This window comes from Henriciella barbarensis (assembly GCF_003576345.1).
GTDB lineage: Bacteria > Pseudomonadota > Alphaproteobacteria > Caulobacterales > Hyphomonadaceae > Henriciella > Henriciella barbarensis.
Map to the genome: position 1 here is coordinate 106,357 of NZ_QWGB01000007.1, position 12,551 is coordinate 118,907.

General features: G+C 58.2%; 16 protein-coding genes. 8 read left to right on the plus strand and 8 right to left on the minus strand.

The window, feature by feature from the left end:
• Position 1 precedes the first annotated feature (1 nt).
• From tatA to D1224_RS11425, 6 genes are all read right to left on the minus strand, one after another.
• Entirely contained in the window at positions 2-256 is a 255-nt protein-coding gene (tatA, locus tag D1224_RS11400) for a twin-arginine translocase TatA/TatE family subunit (RefSeq protein WP_119380081.1), read from the minus strand.
• An 83-nt stretch (positions 257-339) separates the two neighbouring features.
• The gene (gene scpB / locus D1224_RS11405; RefSeq protein ID WP_119380082.1) at positions 340-1,122 is read right to left on the minus strand and encodes an SMC-Scp complex subunit ScpB; all 783 of its coding nucleotides are present in this window, start codon (positions 1,120-1,122) and stop codon (positions 340-342) included.
• Positions 1,119-1,937: a segregation and condensation protein A gene (locus tag D1224_RS11410; RefSeq protein WP_119380083.1), complete on the minus strand. Its 819-nt coding sequence runs from the start codon at positions 1,935-1,937 to the stop codon at positions 1,119-1,121. The genes scpB and D1224_RS11410 overlap by 4 nt, the downstream gene beginning before the upstream one ends.
• Entirely contained in the window at positions 1,934-2,977 is a 1,044-nt protein-coding gene (gene nagZ / locus D1224_RS11415; RefSeq protein WP_119380084.1) for a beta-N-acetylhexosaminidase, read from the minus strand. The genes D1224_RS11410 and nagZ overlap by 4 nt, the downstream gene beginning before the upstream one ends.
• A complete protein-coding gene (locus tag D1224_RS11420; protein WP_119380085.1) occupies positions 2,974-3,783 on the minus strand; it encodes an SPOR domain-containing protein in 810 nt (269 codons plus the stop codon). Before D1224_RS11420 ends, nagZ begins: the two co-directional genes overlap by 4 nt.
• Positions 3,784-3,883: 100 nt before the next feature.
• A complete protein-coding gene (locus tag D1224_RS11425) occupies positions 3,884-5,086 on the minus strand; it encodes a deoxyguanosinetriphosphate triphosphohydrolase (protein WP_233350524.1) in 1,203 nt (400 codons plus the stop codon).
• On the opposite strand from D1224_RS11425, the gene erpA reads away from it, so the two are divergent.
• From erpA to D1224_RS11460, 7 genes are all read left to right on the plus strand, one after another.
• On the plus strand, positions 5,085-5,411 hold the full coding sequence (erpA, locus tag D1224_RS11430; RefSeq protein ID WP_119380086.1) for an iron-sulfur cluster insertion protein ErpA: 327 nt from the start codon (positions 5,085-5,087) through the stop codon (positions 5,409-5,411). The genes D1224_RS11425 and erpA overlap by 2 nt on opposite strands.
• A gap of 132 nt (positions 5,412-5,543) precedes the next feature.
• Entirely contained in the window at positions 5,544-6,203 is a 660-nt protein-coding gene (locus D1224_RS11435) for a lipid-binding SYLF domain-containing protein (protein ID WP_119380087.1), read from the plus strand.
• A gap of 91 nt (positions 6,204-6,294) precedes the next feature.
• Positions 6,295-6,720 carry a hypothetical protein gene (locus D1224_RS11440; protein WP_119380088.1) on the plus strand — a complete coding sequence of 142 codons (426 nt, stop codon included), beginning with the start codon at positions 6,295-6,297 and terminating at the stop codon, positions 6,718-6,720.
• A 67-nt stretch (positions 6,721-6,787) separates the two neighbouring features.
• Positions 6,788-7,459 (plus strand): nitroreductase, encoded by a 672-nt coding sequence (locus D1224_RS11445; RefSeq protein WP_119380089.1) that lies wholly within the window; start codon positions 6,788-6,790, stop codon positions 7,457-7,459.
• A 253-nt stretch (positions 7,460-7,712) separates the two neighbouring features.
• Positions 7,713-8,258, plus strand: a complete 546-nt coding sequence (locus D1224_RS11450) for a heme NO-binding domain-containing protein (protein WP_182482266.1) — start codon at positions 7,713-7,715, stop codon at positions 8,256-8,258.
• Positions 8,255-9,745, plus strand: coding sequence for a putative bifunctional diguanylate cyclase/phosphodiesterase (locus D1224_RS11455; RefSeq protein ID WP_119380091.1), 1,491 nt, complete (start codon positions 8,255-8,257; stop codon positions 9,743-9,745). Before D1224_RS11450 ends, D1224_RS11455 begins: the two co-directional genes overlap by 4 nt.
• 178 nt (positions 9,746-9,923) lie before the next feature.
• Positions 9,924-10,304 (plus strand): hypothetical protein, encoded by a 381-nt coding sequence (locus tag D1224_RS11460; RefSeq protein ID WP_119380092.1) that lies wholly within the window; start codon positions 9,924-9,926, stop codon positions 10,302-10,304.
• Between the two features lie 48 nt (positions 10,305-10,352).
• On the opposite strand, the gene D1224_RS11465 is transcribed toward D1224_RS11460, so the two are convergent.
• Together D1224_RS11465 and D1224_RS11470 are read right to left on the minus strand one after the other, a co-directional pair.
• On the minus strand, positions 10,353-10,754 hold the full coding sequence (locus tag D1224_RS11465) for a DUF983 domain-containing protein (protein ID WP_119380093.1): 402 nt from the start codon (positions 10,752-10,754) through the stop codon (positions 10,353-10,355).
• A gap of 66 nt (positions 10,755-10,820) precedes the next feature.
• Complete coding sequence (locus D1224_RS11470; protein ID WP_119380094.1) at positions 10,821-11,615, minus strand: TerC family protein; 795 nt, start codon at positions 11,613-11,615, stop codon at positions 10,821-10,823.
• Positions 11,616-11,801: 186 nt separating this feature from the next.
• On the opposite strand from D1224_RS11470, the gene D1224_RS11475 reads away from it, so the two are divergent.
• Complete coding sequence (locus D1224_RS11475) at positions 11,802-12,479, plus strand: nitroreductase (RefSeq protein WP_119380095.1); 678 nt, start codon at positions 11,802-11,804, stop codon at positions 12,477-12,479.
• Positions 12,480-12,551 lie beyond the last annotated feature (72 nt).

The following is a 12,551-nucleotide window of genomic DNA, read 5'->3' on the forward strand; positions in this document are numbered from 1 at the left end:
GTCAGCTGGAGGTTTTCGACTTATCCTTCTCAGGCGTGACGTTCACCATCTTGTCGTCACTGAGGTGGCGCGACTGTTTGGACTCGGACTTTTCCTTGTCCTCGCTGTCTGCCTCCTCGTCGTCATTCAGCCCCTTGCGGAAACTGCGGACGCCTTTGGCCATATCACCCATGATGGATGAAATACGCCCACGTCCGCCGAACAGCAGAAGGGCAACGATCAGCACGATGAGAAGCTGCATCCAGCTAGGGGCCATTGAAGGTCTCCAGAAGTTCTTCTGAACAAGTAGCGCCCATCAATAGAACTCTCAATGGGTAACGATCACACAATAACGTGCAATCAGTCGTCTTCGCTGCCCATGAAGTCGGTCACGAAGGCGCCGTCCTGCTCAATTCCATGGTCTTCGGCTTCGCCCTCAATCGCGGGCATGTCGATATCGCCCGGATTAAAGTCCGGCGGCACCACATCAGATAGCAGGCCGCCCGCCTGAAGTTCGGCGCGGCCCGGCAGCATATCCAGGCTCTCGAGCCCGAAGTGTTCGAGGAAACCATTGGTGGTGCCATAGGTCACCGGGCGACCCGGCGTCTGGCGGCGGCCTTTGATCTTGACCCAGCCAGCCTCCATCAACTGGTCGATCGTGCCTTTCGACACGGCCACACCGCGTACAGCTTCAATCTCGGCGCGCGTGACGGGCTGGCCATAAGAGATGATCGCAAGCGTCTCGAGCGCGGCCTGCGAGAGCTTTTTCTGCTCCTGGCGCTCCTCCACGAAGAGGTACGCGAGGTCTTCGGCTGTCTGGAAACGCCATTTGCCCGCAACCTCAACCAAGGTGACACCCCGGTGCGCATAGGCCGCCTTCAGCGACATCAGCACGGTCGCCGCATCGATGCCCTGCGGCAGCACTTCGGCGACCTGTTCAGCGCTCAGCGGCTCACCCGCAGCAAACAGGATTGCCTCGGCCCGGCGCAGCGCATCTGCGATGACATCTGCGCCGCCGTCGGCCTCACGCTGAAGCAACTCTTCAGAGCGTTTGTAGGCAAAGGAAAGCTGGCGCACCGCATCGCGGATTTCTTCCGGGGCATCTTCCAGCTTCTCATTTTCAAAACGGGGTATCGCGGTCATCCGCCCATCCCTTCCTGTCTGTCCTGGCTGCTGCGCAGGTAAAGCGGCTGGAAGTGAGCTCCCTGCCTGATTTCAATGTCGCCATCGCGCGCCAGTTCCAGCGCAGCGGCGAAGACGCTGGCCGTGACCGAACGCGGTGGAATATCGCCAGCGACATCCTTCATGCGCTGGCGCAGCTCATCCAGGCTCGCCCAGTTATCGATCAGCTTGCTCAAGCTTTTGAGCGAGTCGCGCGCATGCTCCAGAGGTAGAACATATTGATGCACAACCTTGTGCGGGGCAGCTTCTTCGCGTCGCTGACGGATGCCGCCGAAGGCTTGCATGAGGTGCCAGAGTGACGTGTCGTATTCCGTATGTTTGATGACGCGCGGCTGTTCGGGCGCCCCGCGCAGGAAGACTTCCTGGCCAAGCTGCGCGAGATCCATCAGCTCCTCGCCAGCCTCACGCATGGCTTCCAGACGCTTCAGGCGGAAAGCGAGGCGGGCCGCCATCTCCTCGCCGTCAATCTCATCATTGGCGGCCTTTTCTGGCTTGGGCAGCAGCAAGCGCGACTTCATGAAAGCAAGCCATGCGGCCATCAGCAGATAGTCAGCCGCAAGGTCGATCCGCTTCTCGCGGGCGTCCTCAATGAAGCCGATATACTGGTTGGCAAGCTCCAGCATGGAGACCTTCAGCAGGTCTACTTTCTGGCGACGCGCCAGATCCAGCAGCAGATGAAGCGGCCCCTCATATCCATCGATATCGACTGCGAAATAATCCCCGTTTTCGAGGTCATCGCGGTCGATCAGGTCGCTGGAGACGAGCTGCGAACTCATACGCTAATCGTTCCGACATTCGGAATAAGTGATTTGAAGCGCGCCCAGCCTGCCTCGGTATCAAAAGGCTTCTCGTGCTGGGCGGCCGCTTCAGCCCCTTCTGCGCGCGTAAGCGTCTTGCCAGAAAGATCTGGCGCGGCCTCGGCCACCTCACGCATTTCGGCAAAGATTGCGTCCGCATCATGCAGGAAGCCTGAGCAGTGCAGGAGCATGTCACAGCCTGCCGCAATCGACGCGTCGGCGCGCTCGGTGAGCGTCCCGCCAAGAGCCTGCATGCCAAGATCGTCTGTCATAAGCAGCCCATCAAACCCGATTCGCTGCCGGATGACCTCATTTATCATGATCGGAGAGACCGTTGCAGCACGTCCTTCATCGAAATGATCATAGGAAATATGAGCCGTCATGGCCATCGGCGCATGGGTGACATGGGTAAAGACGGCGAAATCTGACGAAAGCTCATTGTCGCCCGCCGTGACGCGCGGCAGCTCAAGATGGCTGTCTGCGGTGGACCGACCATGACCGGGGATATGTTTGATAACGCCTGCAACGCCGCCATCCTCAAGGCCTTTCAGCGCGGCTGTCGCAATCGCCCCGACAATATCCGGATCAGTGCCAAAAGCGCGGTCACCGATGACGTCATGCGCGCCCGGCTGAGGCAGATCGCAGACCGGCGCGCAATCTGCGTGGATGCCGATTGATGTGAGTTCGGCGGCCATCAGACGATGGCCAAGCCATGTCGCCTCAAGGCCTAGTTCCTTGTCGCGGCCATAAAGCTCTCCATAGAGCTCCCCGCGCGGGAAAAGCGGCCACTCAGGAGATTTGAGGCGCGCCACGCGCCCGCCCTCCTGATCAATGAAGATGAGGATCTCACGGCCAACCGCTTCCCAGATGCCGTCAACGCAGCGGCGCACCTGGTCGCGCGTCTGGCACGACCGGCCCATGAGGATCACGCCCCAGGGCTTCTGATCTGCGAAAAGGGCCGATTCTTCCTTTTGAAGAACCGGCCCCGAAATGCTCAATATACAAGCCTTGTTGGTCATGGCGTCTCGCGAGTGATGATACAGTCTCCACCAACCCGTTTATAGGATTCGCAGAATTCGCTTGCATCGCTTCTTGTATCAAAGCGCCCTGCTCTCACCCGGAAGAAAATACCGTTCGCGCCGAGGTCAGCCCGTTCAACCACTTTCTCGGCGCCGGTAAACACGTCTGGATAACGGCTCTGCACGCGGCTCCACGCCTCATCAGCGGCCGCCTGGCTACGAACGGCTGAGATCTGAACCAGAAATGGGCCGTTCGCGGTGAAAGCAAACCGTCCGCCGCGCGCCGGCTCAACAGGCGGGGCCGTGTCTATGGCTGGGTCGTCATGACGTTCTTCCGTCGCGGCTGGCGCAGGCTGTTCCAGCGGCGGCAGATCATCAGCCTGCACTTCGGCTGGCGCTGCACTCTGAGACGAGCTCGAACCGGACCCGCCGCGCAGGTCCATTGGTGGCCCGGCTAGCATGGCAAGCTCGCGTTCGCCTGCAACCGGCTGCGTCTCTGGAGGCCGGGTCGATCCGTCAATATTGTCATAGAGCCTGCGATCCAGATCCTCGATCTGGATGCCGCCGCGGTCTTCGGGCACGGTCTTGAAGGGCTCAGCCTCTGCCGCAACCATTGGCAGCTCACCGTCGTCTTCACGCACGCCCTGACGATAGGTGTTCCAGACAACAGCGGCAAAGACGATCAGGACACCGATAGCCAGAGCGAGGATCAGCGGTCCGCGCGCGGACTCGTCATCGCGTATCTCAAACCCACGATATTCATCCTCATAGGACGCGTAGTCGTATCTGTTGCTGCCGTGGCTCATCGCACGCCTGCCCCTTCGTCGCCTTTGATTATTGGTTAAGAAATTGCCAGTGCTTTGTTAACGATCCTTGAATCGGCGTGCCCTTTGCCCTGCAAGCGGCTCAGACAATGCCCTCAATGCTGAAAACCTTGCGGTGCAGGTCGATGGCGTAATTGTCCGTCATCCCGGCGATATAGTCACAGACCAGCCTTGCACGCCGCGCCTCTGGCGCCTGCTCTGCGTCCTGCCTCAGCGGCGGCGGCAGGATGTCAGGCTCGGCGAGGAAAAGCTCGAACAGCTCTTTCAGGACGCGTTTTGCCTGGCTGCGCATCCGGTTGACCTTGTAATGCTTGTACATCCGTTCAAACAGGAAGGCCCGCAGCGCCCGCTGCTGTGCATCGAAATCATCGGAGAACGCGACCAGCGGCTCCGGCATCGCGCGCACTTCAGCAGCTGACTGCGGATTATGGTGCGCCACACGTCTCTCCGTCTCGGCGACAAGGTCTCCGATCCAGAGGCCAATCAGGCGGCGCACAGACTCATAGACCGTGCGCTGTGTGTCGAGCACAGGATGCTCGATACGGACTGAGCGGAACACATCTCCGACCAGCGGCAGGTGCAACATGTCATCAATAGTGAAAAGGCCTGCAGCGATGCCGTCGTCGATGTCGTGATTATTGTAGGCAATATCATCGGCCAGTGCGGCGATCTGGGCTTCTGGCCCCGCGAACTGGTCCAGCTCCAGCCGCTCCAGTTGCGGGAAGTCGCGGAATGCAGCCGGCAGCGCTGAAACAGGTGTGCCATCGGTAATTAGCGGGCCGTTATGCTTGACGAGGCCTTCAAGCATCTCCCAGGTCAGGTTCAGGCCATCGAAATTGGGATAGCGCTGTTCCAGACGGGTCACGACGCGCAGGGTCTGCGCATTATGGTCGAAGCCTTCAAAGGCCTCCATACAGGCGTCCAACTGGTCTTCGCCTGCATGACCGAATGGCGGATGGCCGAGATCATGGGCCAGCGCCATCGCCTCAGCCAGGTCTTCATCGACGCCAAGCCTGCGCGCAACGGACCGCGCAATTTGTGCAACCTCCAGCGAATGGGTCAGCCGCGTGCGATAATGATCGCCCTCATGAGCCACGAAAACCTGCGTTTTCTGCTTCAGGCGGCGAAAACCGGACGAGTGGATAATACGGTCCCGGTCGCGCTGAAACGGCGTGCGTGTGGCCGATTCAGCCTCTTCGTGGAAACGCCCGCGGGAGCTTTCCCACAGTGTTGCAAACACAGCTCTCTTTTCTGGAAGCGCTGGTTTACCTATCTTGTGAGTCATGAGCGACGTCACCCTTTCAGAGAATGCTGCCCGGCGCATTAATGCGATTCTGGCAAAACAGTCCGACAAGGACTACCTTCGCGTGTCAGTCGAAGGTGGTGGCTGTTCGGGCTTTTCCTACAAGTTCGATCTTGAGGACACGAAAAACGATGATGACGTCATCGTCGAGCGCGATGGCGCGCGCGTCCTGGTCGATGAGATGAGCATGGAATTCATGCGCGGCTCAGAGATCGACTTCTCCAACGAATTGATCGGCGCAGCGTTCAAGATCAACAATCCGAACGCAACAGCGGCCTGTGGCTGCGGGACAAGCTTCTCCCTCTGAGGGACTTTGAGCCCGGGCACGGCCAGCACCTACATTTTTTGGAACACGCCCCGCCTGTGAGGGTTTGTTCTGCCATACCAAGCTTTGGGCAATGAGGCCCGGGGCGAACGCAAGTTCAGGAGGCAGAACGCCATGACCCTATCCAAGAAACTTCTTCGAAATTCGACGCTTGCCGCAGGCGCAACCGCGCTGCTCGCAGGTGCTCCAGCCCTCGCGGATAACCACAAGGAACATAGCGAGCCGGCCTACAAGTTCGAGAACGTCCAGGAAGCGAAGGCGACCTTGGACAACTGCCGTACCGTTGCTGAAACCTGCGGCGCAGACATTGATGCTGCCGCTGGCGTACTTGTCTTCCCGGAAGTCTGGAAAGCCGACCTCATCGTAGGCGGCGCCGGCGGTGAAGGTGTTCTGTTCATCGATGGAGAGCCGACCGGCCAGTACTATATCGGTAAGGCGTCCGTCGGCCTCCAGGCTGGCGTCGACAAATCCCAGATGGTCTACGTTTTCCAAGAGCAGGACGCGCTTGATGAGCTGATGGATGGTGACGAATGGGAAGTCGGCGCAGCCGCTGGCGCAACCGTTGTCGATGCCGACGCCAATGCGATGGCCGCCACAGGCGATCCACGGATCTACATCATCAATGCAGAAGGCCTGAATGCCGAGCTCAGCGTGAACGCGCTACGCATCTGGCACGATGATGAGCCAGAAGCCGAAGACGATGATGACATGATGGACCATGACGATATGGACCATGATGACGATGACATTTTGGATATGGACGACGACGACTAAGTCTCTGAAATTAATATCCGATTGGAAGGCGCTCTTCGGGGGCGCCTTCTTTTTTATGTTAATGACGGGCATGGTGTCGTAGCATCACATCATGACTGACGCAGAACGGCAGGCGCCGGTTTTCGGGCCCAATGGTGCAGTCCTGAACAGTGCCACGATGACGGACGAATTGCGCGCGCAATACACTGCGCATCAGAAGCCGCCAAGGAAGCGGGACCTCTTGGTTTTCGTCTGCAGCCTTGTCTGTGTCACCCTGCTTACCTGGCTGGAACCGAGGCAGATCGCAGGTGGTTGGCTGATGCTACCCTCCTTGATGGCATTGATCGCTGTCATGATGATCGATTTCGCGCGATACGGGAACTGGCTGGATATCTGCCAGGTTGCGTCCATGTCCGCGCTTTGCGCAGGGCTTATCTTTGACACCTCGCTCTGGCTCGTCCTGACTCTAGCACTCATCGGGATTGCCATCCCGACCGCCATATTGCTGCTTCGTTATCTGTTTCTTCCGCGCCTTTGACGCTCAGGCTCTTCCCTTCCCCAGCGTCGCTGTCCTAGACCGCTATTCAAGCAAGGAGAGCCAACCCATGGATGTGAGCCAGGCCGTAAATCAGCGCATCTCGACGCGCGCTTTTCTCGATAAGCAGATCACCGCCGATGAGCTCCGTGACTGGCTGGCGACAGCGCAGCGGGCACCATCTGGCGGTAATCTTCAGCCATGGCGGGTGATAGCCGTTACTGGCGAGGAGAAGCAGGCCGTTATTGACCTTGCCCAGAAAAAGCTCGCCGAAGACCCACGCGGGGAACGGACTGACCGGCCGATCTATCCCAAAGACCTCTGGGAGCCGCATGAAGCGCGTCGCCGCAAGGTTGGGGAGATGATGTATGAGAAGCTTGAGATCCCTCGCGAAGACAAAGCCAAGCGAATTCAATGGTTTTCGCGCAATTTCCGCTTCTTTGATGCGCCGCTGGCCGTCTTCTTCGTGATCGATGAGCGCATGGGTCACGGCCAATGGGCCCATACAGGCATGTTCATGCAGACGCTGGCTCTGCTTGCTGAAGAACGCGGCTGGGGCACCTGTTTCCAGGAGTGCTGGGGCATCCTGCGACCGACACTGAAAACGCATTTCGGGCTTGGCGAAACCGAGATGCTTTATTGCGGCATGGCTGTCGGTTACCCTGAGCCGGATCACCCCGTGAACCAGCTCCGTGCGGAGCGGGCCGAGGTGGATGAGTTCGCCGAACTCAAAGGCTTCTAAGCGACATTTAAAAAATGAAAAAAGACAAATAATTTAAGGAGTTGGACAGAATGTCGCAGCTCCCGGAAGCTTTGGGCAGGCGTCGCAGTGCGGTTTACCGTTTCTACCACAGTAATTGCTGCAGGAAGGAAGCCGCAACTGGCTGCAACATTAATCTGACGGCCGAAAGTTTCGCTGAAATTTCCGCCGCGCCGTAGAGCGTTCAGCAATTGGAACTGTCGCATTTCACCTCATCACTTGAGGGGGGATGACCATGAAGGGTGTGGTATTCACTGAATTTCTCGATCACGTCGAAGCTGAACTGGGTGTCATTCAGACACAGCGTATTATCGATAGATGCGAGCTGGAGTCTGAGGGCGCGTATACCTCAGTTGGCACCTACCCATGCGCTGAGATGAGCCAACTCATAGGCGCTGTCTCACAAACCACGGGCCGTTGCCCGACAACGCTGCTGAAGGCGTTCGGTCATCATCTGGCTAGCTCATTCAGGCAGGGCTATCCGGCCTATTTCGAAGTTGCTGACTTCTTCGATTTCGTAGAGTCCATAGATTCTCACATTCATGTGGAAGTCCAGAAGCTCTACGCGGATGCGGAGCTCCCTGAGTTTCACATCATCATGCGGACGGACGACACGCTGGTCGTCGATTACATCTCATCACGGGCGCTTGAGCATCTGGCGTACGGTCTTCTGGAAGCTTCGGCTCAAGCTTTTGGAGAGACAGTCGCCATGCACATGACGCCCAGAGGTGACGGCTCCAGTCGGGTCGTCCGTTTCCAGCTTGAGCGGAGGCCGCAATGACCTACACACTCTCCGATCAGGACGTCGCAATGCTCGAGAGGCGCGCTTTACGTGAACGCCAATCTCGAAAGGCCGCCGAAAAGATTCTTGAACAGAAATCGCTGGAACTATTTTCAGCGAACACAGACCTGAAAAAGGCGAAAGAAAACCTGAGAGCTCAGATCGAAGCGCTGCAGGTGGAGCGCGACCGCGTCCTCGAAGCCTCCCGGGTTGATCATCTTACCGGCCTCGCAAACCGAACCGCCTTTTTTGAGCGCCTTGTGACGGCACTTCTGGCCCCTCGCCTGCAGAAGACGTCGCTAAAATTACTTCTCGTCGATCTGCGTCGCTTCAAATCGATAAACGCTCGGGTCGGCCAGTACGGGGGTGACCTCGTGCTGAAAGCCGTCGCAGCGCGGCTGCAACAGGTCGCAGACGAGGCCAGTGGGTTTGCCGCCCGGTTTGGCGGCAATGAATTCGCGCTCTGTGTTGAACTGCCCGCCAGGCACGCCTTCTGCTACGCTCAGCACCTACAGGAGGTTCTGCATCAGCCGATCGAGGTTCTAAATCGGCAGCTAACGCTCGACGTGGCGATCGGGGCGGCGGGCACAAACACCGCCGGCTCTGACATCGAAGGCCTCCGCCGCGCTGCAGACTTCGCGATGCAGAAGGCGCGTGCCCTGCCAGTGGGCGGGGTCTGTGCCTACGACAGCGAATTGAAAGCCGAAGCAAGTCGGCGCCACGATCTCGAAATACTGCTTCGCAAAGCCATCAAAAAAAACGAGATTGAGCCCTGGTTCCAGCCGATCATCGACCCACGCGACCCGTCGAAGCTCTCATTCGAGGTTTTGGCGAGGTGGATGGGGCCAGACGGCTTTGTCGCGCCAATGGAGTTTATTCCGCTTGCTGAAGAGCTGGGGCTTCGTCGTCGCCTAGACCGGTATCTGCTTCAGCGCGCCTGTGAACTCGCCAAGCCATGGATAGACGATGGCTGGTTGAGCGACATTTCCGTGAACGTGTCACCATCCGACCTGATGTCGCCGGATTTTGTCAGAATACTCTCTGAAGTGCTTGAACAGATTGATTTTCCTCGCGATCGACTTGTTATTGAAGTGACGGAATCGGTCTTTATCGAAGACCTCGCCTTCGCGAGAAGCCAACTCGACGCGCTGCACGCGCTTGGCCTCAAGGTGGCACTTGATGACTTCGGCACGGGCTACTCGAATCTACGCTCGCTCGTCGGGCTACCGCTGTCAAAGATCAAGCTCGATCGCTCGCTGATTTCTGACCTCGACATCAATGACAGCGTGGCCATGCTGATCAGCACCATCACGCAATGGGCGCGGGCTATCAATCTCACAATCGTCGCTGAAGGGGTTGAGACAGAGAACCAGCTGACGGTTCTCAAAGCGCTGGGTTGTACCAATTTACAGGGCTATCTGTTCGGCAAGGCGCAATGCGCGAACGACATCGAAGTAGCGTACCAGCCGAAGAAGATTGCCGTCTGAAAGTGCACGCCCACAATTGTTTCCTGCCAGGTAGACTTTCCAGCCGGTCGTTCACGTAACTTCCCCTAAAATCATGGTGCAGTGACGGTGTACTGGCGGTGTTTTCTCGACGGTGTTTGAAAGAGCGCGCGAAATCGGCTTGCTTGACGCCTCAAAGGATCCGGCATAGCTTTTATCGATGAACGATAAAACTGACTTCCGACCCGGTGATGTTGTCTCTGTTCGCTTTGGCGGCGTGCTTCGACATTATGGCGTTGTTGGCTGGGATGGCCGGATCATATCGAACACGCGCCGCCATGATGGTGTCGTCACGCAGTCCATTAAAGACTTCGCTGAAGGCCGTGAAATCAGGAACCATGGCCGCAGCGCTTCGGCATGTGACTTTACGGCAATTGATCGCGCCAGCCGGCGTATCGGTCATGACTACCATCTGACCGGCTCGAACTGTGTCCACTTCGTGCGCGGTGCGCATGGCCGCAAGCCAACCGTGACGCAGATTGCGCGCGGCACGTTCGAGGCCTTCAGGGACATGGTGGGGTCGAAGCGCCGCCGCTGGTAGGCAGCAGGCGGCTTGGCGGTCGGCTGACGGGCAGGCGCGCTGCGCTGCTCAGCCCTTCCAGTTATGCGGCGGTTTTCCGTGCTTGCCAGTGCTTTCCCACTGGGCCTCTTCGGCCTTGTTCGAAAGCTGCAGGTTGAAAAGTACGCCCTTGAACATTGGCAGCAAGGCCAGCGCTGTTCCGACCATGGCACTGAGCAGCACGACAAAGCCGAGAATTTTCAGCCACAGCGCCATCTCTACCATTGGCAAGATGAAGTAGAATGGCGCGAAGACGATCATCACCAAAAAGCCAACAAAGAAGGCTGGGCCATCGGCGGTGTCAGCCGAGCGGAAATCCTGGCCGCAGGCCTCACACTCATCGCGAAAGACAAGATAACGGCCGAAGAGCCTGCCTTCGCCGCAATTGGGGCAGCGTTGCTTGATACCGCGCTTGATCGGGTCGTTTATCATGGAGCAGATATGCACTCTGCGCGCCCGCGCCGATAGTGCGGCGCGAGCGCACATCAGGCTTGTTACCTAGTGGCCGGCCTCTCCCGCGTCTCCGGACTTTCTGCGCTTTCGCGCAACAAGGTTCAGGATTTCGACAAAGACCGAGAAAGCCATGGCCGCGTAGATATAGCCCTTGGGCACGTGAACACCGAAGCCATCGGCGATCAGCACCATGCCTATCATCAACAGGAACGCCAGTGCGAGCATGACCACGGTCGGATTCTTGTTGATGAACCGTGCCAGCGGCCCAGCAGCGAGCAACATGACCAGAACTGCGATAACGACGGCCACGACCATGATCGGGACCTGATCGGTCATGCCTACGGCGGTCAGGATCGAGTCGATCGAGAAGACCATGTCGAGGAGGATGATCTGGACCAGTACGCTCGCGAAGCCCACGCTGGCACGCTTGTCACCAAAGACGCTGTCGCTCGGTTCCGGGTCGATATGGTGGTGGATCTCTGTCGTCGCTTTCCAGACGAGGAAGAGGCCGCCGGATACGAGAATGATGTCGCGCCAGGAAAAGGCCGTTTCGAATGTAACCTCGCCATGATCGCCGGGCGGGCCGGCAATGCCGAGATCAAAGACCGTCGCCGTCAGGCCGACGATCCATGCGATCGTTGCCAGCAGCGCCAAACGCAGAATGAGCGCTAGGCCGATGCCGATCCGCCGCGCGGCTGGCCGCTGCTTTTCCGGGAGCTTGTTTGTGAGAATTGAGATGAAGACAAGATTGTCGATGCCAAGCACGATCTCGAGAATGATCAAGGTGGCGAGTGCCGCCCATGCCTCAGGCGTTGCAAACACTGCAAGATAATCAGCCAAATCTCTTTCCCCCTGTCCTGTAGGTCGAGTTAGTAATGGCTTGAGCAGGCGCCGGGTTCCAGCCCTGCTTGCCCTGACTTTGAGCTAATTTGAATTTGCCGCTCAACGGGCCTTGGCTACCGCAGCGGTAGCAAACTAGCTTGCGCGGCAGAAATGCCCGATTCAGGCACGAGGGAGAGATTGAGGATGGAATACGAACAGGTTGTACGCGAGCGTCGCAGCATCAGGGGCTTTCAGAAGAAGCCCGTCCCAAAAGCATTGGTGCGCGAAGTTCTGGAGATCGCGATGCGCGCGCCGACCTCACTTAACACCCAGCCCTGGAATTTCTACGTCGTCGCTGGCGATGTGCTGGACAAGATTCGCAAGGGCAATGTGGAGCGCAATGTGGCTGGCGTGCCCGACAGCCGTGAGTTCCGTATGGGTCCTGGCTATGAGGGCCCCCACCGCGAGCGCCAGATCGAGATCGCGAAACAGCTGTTCGCCGTCATGGGCATTGAACGCCACGACAAGGAAGCACGTATGGACTGGGTGCTGCGCGGCTTCCGTCAATTCGATGCGCCGGTCTCCATCGTGGTGACCTATGACAAGTCCATTCAGGGCAGCGACATCGCGCCTTTTGATTGCGGCGGCGTGGTCAACTGCATCGTCAATACGGCCTGGTCGAAAGGTCTGGGTTGCGTCATCAACAGCCAGGGAATCATGCAGAGCCCTGTGGTTCGCGAGCACGCGAAAATCCCGGACGATCAGGTGATCCAGACCTGTATTGCGATGGGGTGGCCTGACGACGAATTCCCGGCCAACTCGGTCGTTTCGAACCGCAAGTCGGTTGATGAGGCCGCGACCTTCCTTGGCTTCGACGACTAGTCGACGGGGAGCTTCGAGTTGCCTTTGCGTCACCTCTCGAACAATCGTTCGAACTGGCGTTAGATAGCCTTC

Bases quoted from the DNA above. Each gene is read 5' to 3' on its own strand.
- D1224_RS11420 (WP_119380085.1), bottom strand. From the start codon at position 3,783: ATGAGCCACGGCAGCAACAGATACGACTACGCGTCCTATGAGGATGAA.
- D1224_RS11465 (WP_119380093.1), bottom strand. From the start codon at position 10,754: ATGATAAACGACCCGATCAAGCGCGGTATCAAGCAACGCTGCCCCAAT.
- D1224_RS11435 (WP_119380087.1), top strand. From the start codon at position 5,544: ATGACCCTATCCAAGAAACTTCTTCGAAATTCGACGCTTGCCGCAGGC.
- D1224_RS11460 (WP_119380092.1), top strand. From the start codon at position 9,924: ATGAACGATAAAACTGACTTCCGACCCGGTGATGTTGTCTCTGTTCGC.
- tatA (WP_119380081.1), bottom strand. From the start codon at position 256: ATGGCCCCTAGCTGGATGCAGCTTCTCATCGTGCTGATCGTTGCCCTT.
- nagZ (WP_119380084.1), bottom strand. From the start codon at position 2,977: ATGACCAACAAGGCTTGTATATTGAGCATTTCGGGGCCGGTTCTTCAA.
- D1224_RS11475 (WP_119380095.1), top strand. From the start codon at position 11,802: ATGGAATACGAACAGGTTGTACGCGAGCGTCGCAGCATCAGGGGCTTT.
- scpB (WP_119380082.1), bottom strand. From the start codon at position 1,122: ATGACCGCGATACCCCGTTTTGAAAATGAGAAGCTGGAAGATGCCCCG.
- D1224_RS11455 (WP_119380091.1), top strand. From the start codon at position 8,255: ATGACCTACACACTCTCCGATCAGGACGTCGCAATGCTCGAGAGGCGC.
- D1224_RS11440 (WP_119380088.1), top strand. From the start codon at position 6,295: ATGACTGACGCAGAACGGCAGGCGCCGGTTTTCGGGCCCAATGGTGCA.
- erpA (WP_119380086.1), top strand. From the start codon at position 5,085: ATGAGCGACGTCACCCTTTCAGAGAATGCTGCCCGGCGCATTAATGCG.
- D1224_RS11410 (WP_119380083.1), bottom strand. From the start codon at position 1,937: ATGAGTTCGCAGCTCGTCTCCAGCGACCTGATCGACCGCGATGACCTC.
- D1224_RS11450 (WP_182482266.1), top strand. From the start codon at position 7,713: ATGAAGGGTGTGGTATTCACTGAATTTCTCGATCACGTCGAAGCTGAA.
- D1224_RS11445 (WP_119380089.1), top strand. From the start codon at position 6,788: ATGGATGTGAGCCAGGCCGTAAATCAGCGCATCTCGACGCGCGCTTTT.
- D1224_RS11425 (WP_233350524.1), bottom strand. From the start codon at position 5,086: ATGACTCACAAGATAGGTAAACCAGCGCTTCCAGAAAAGAGAGCTGTG.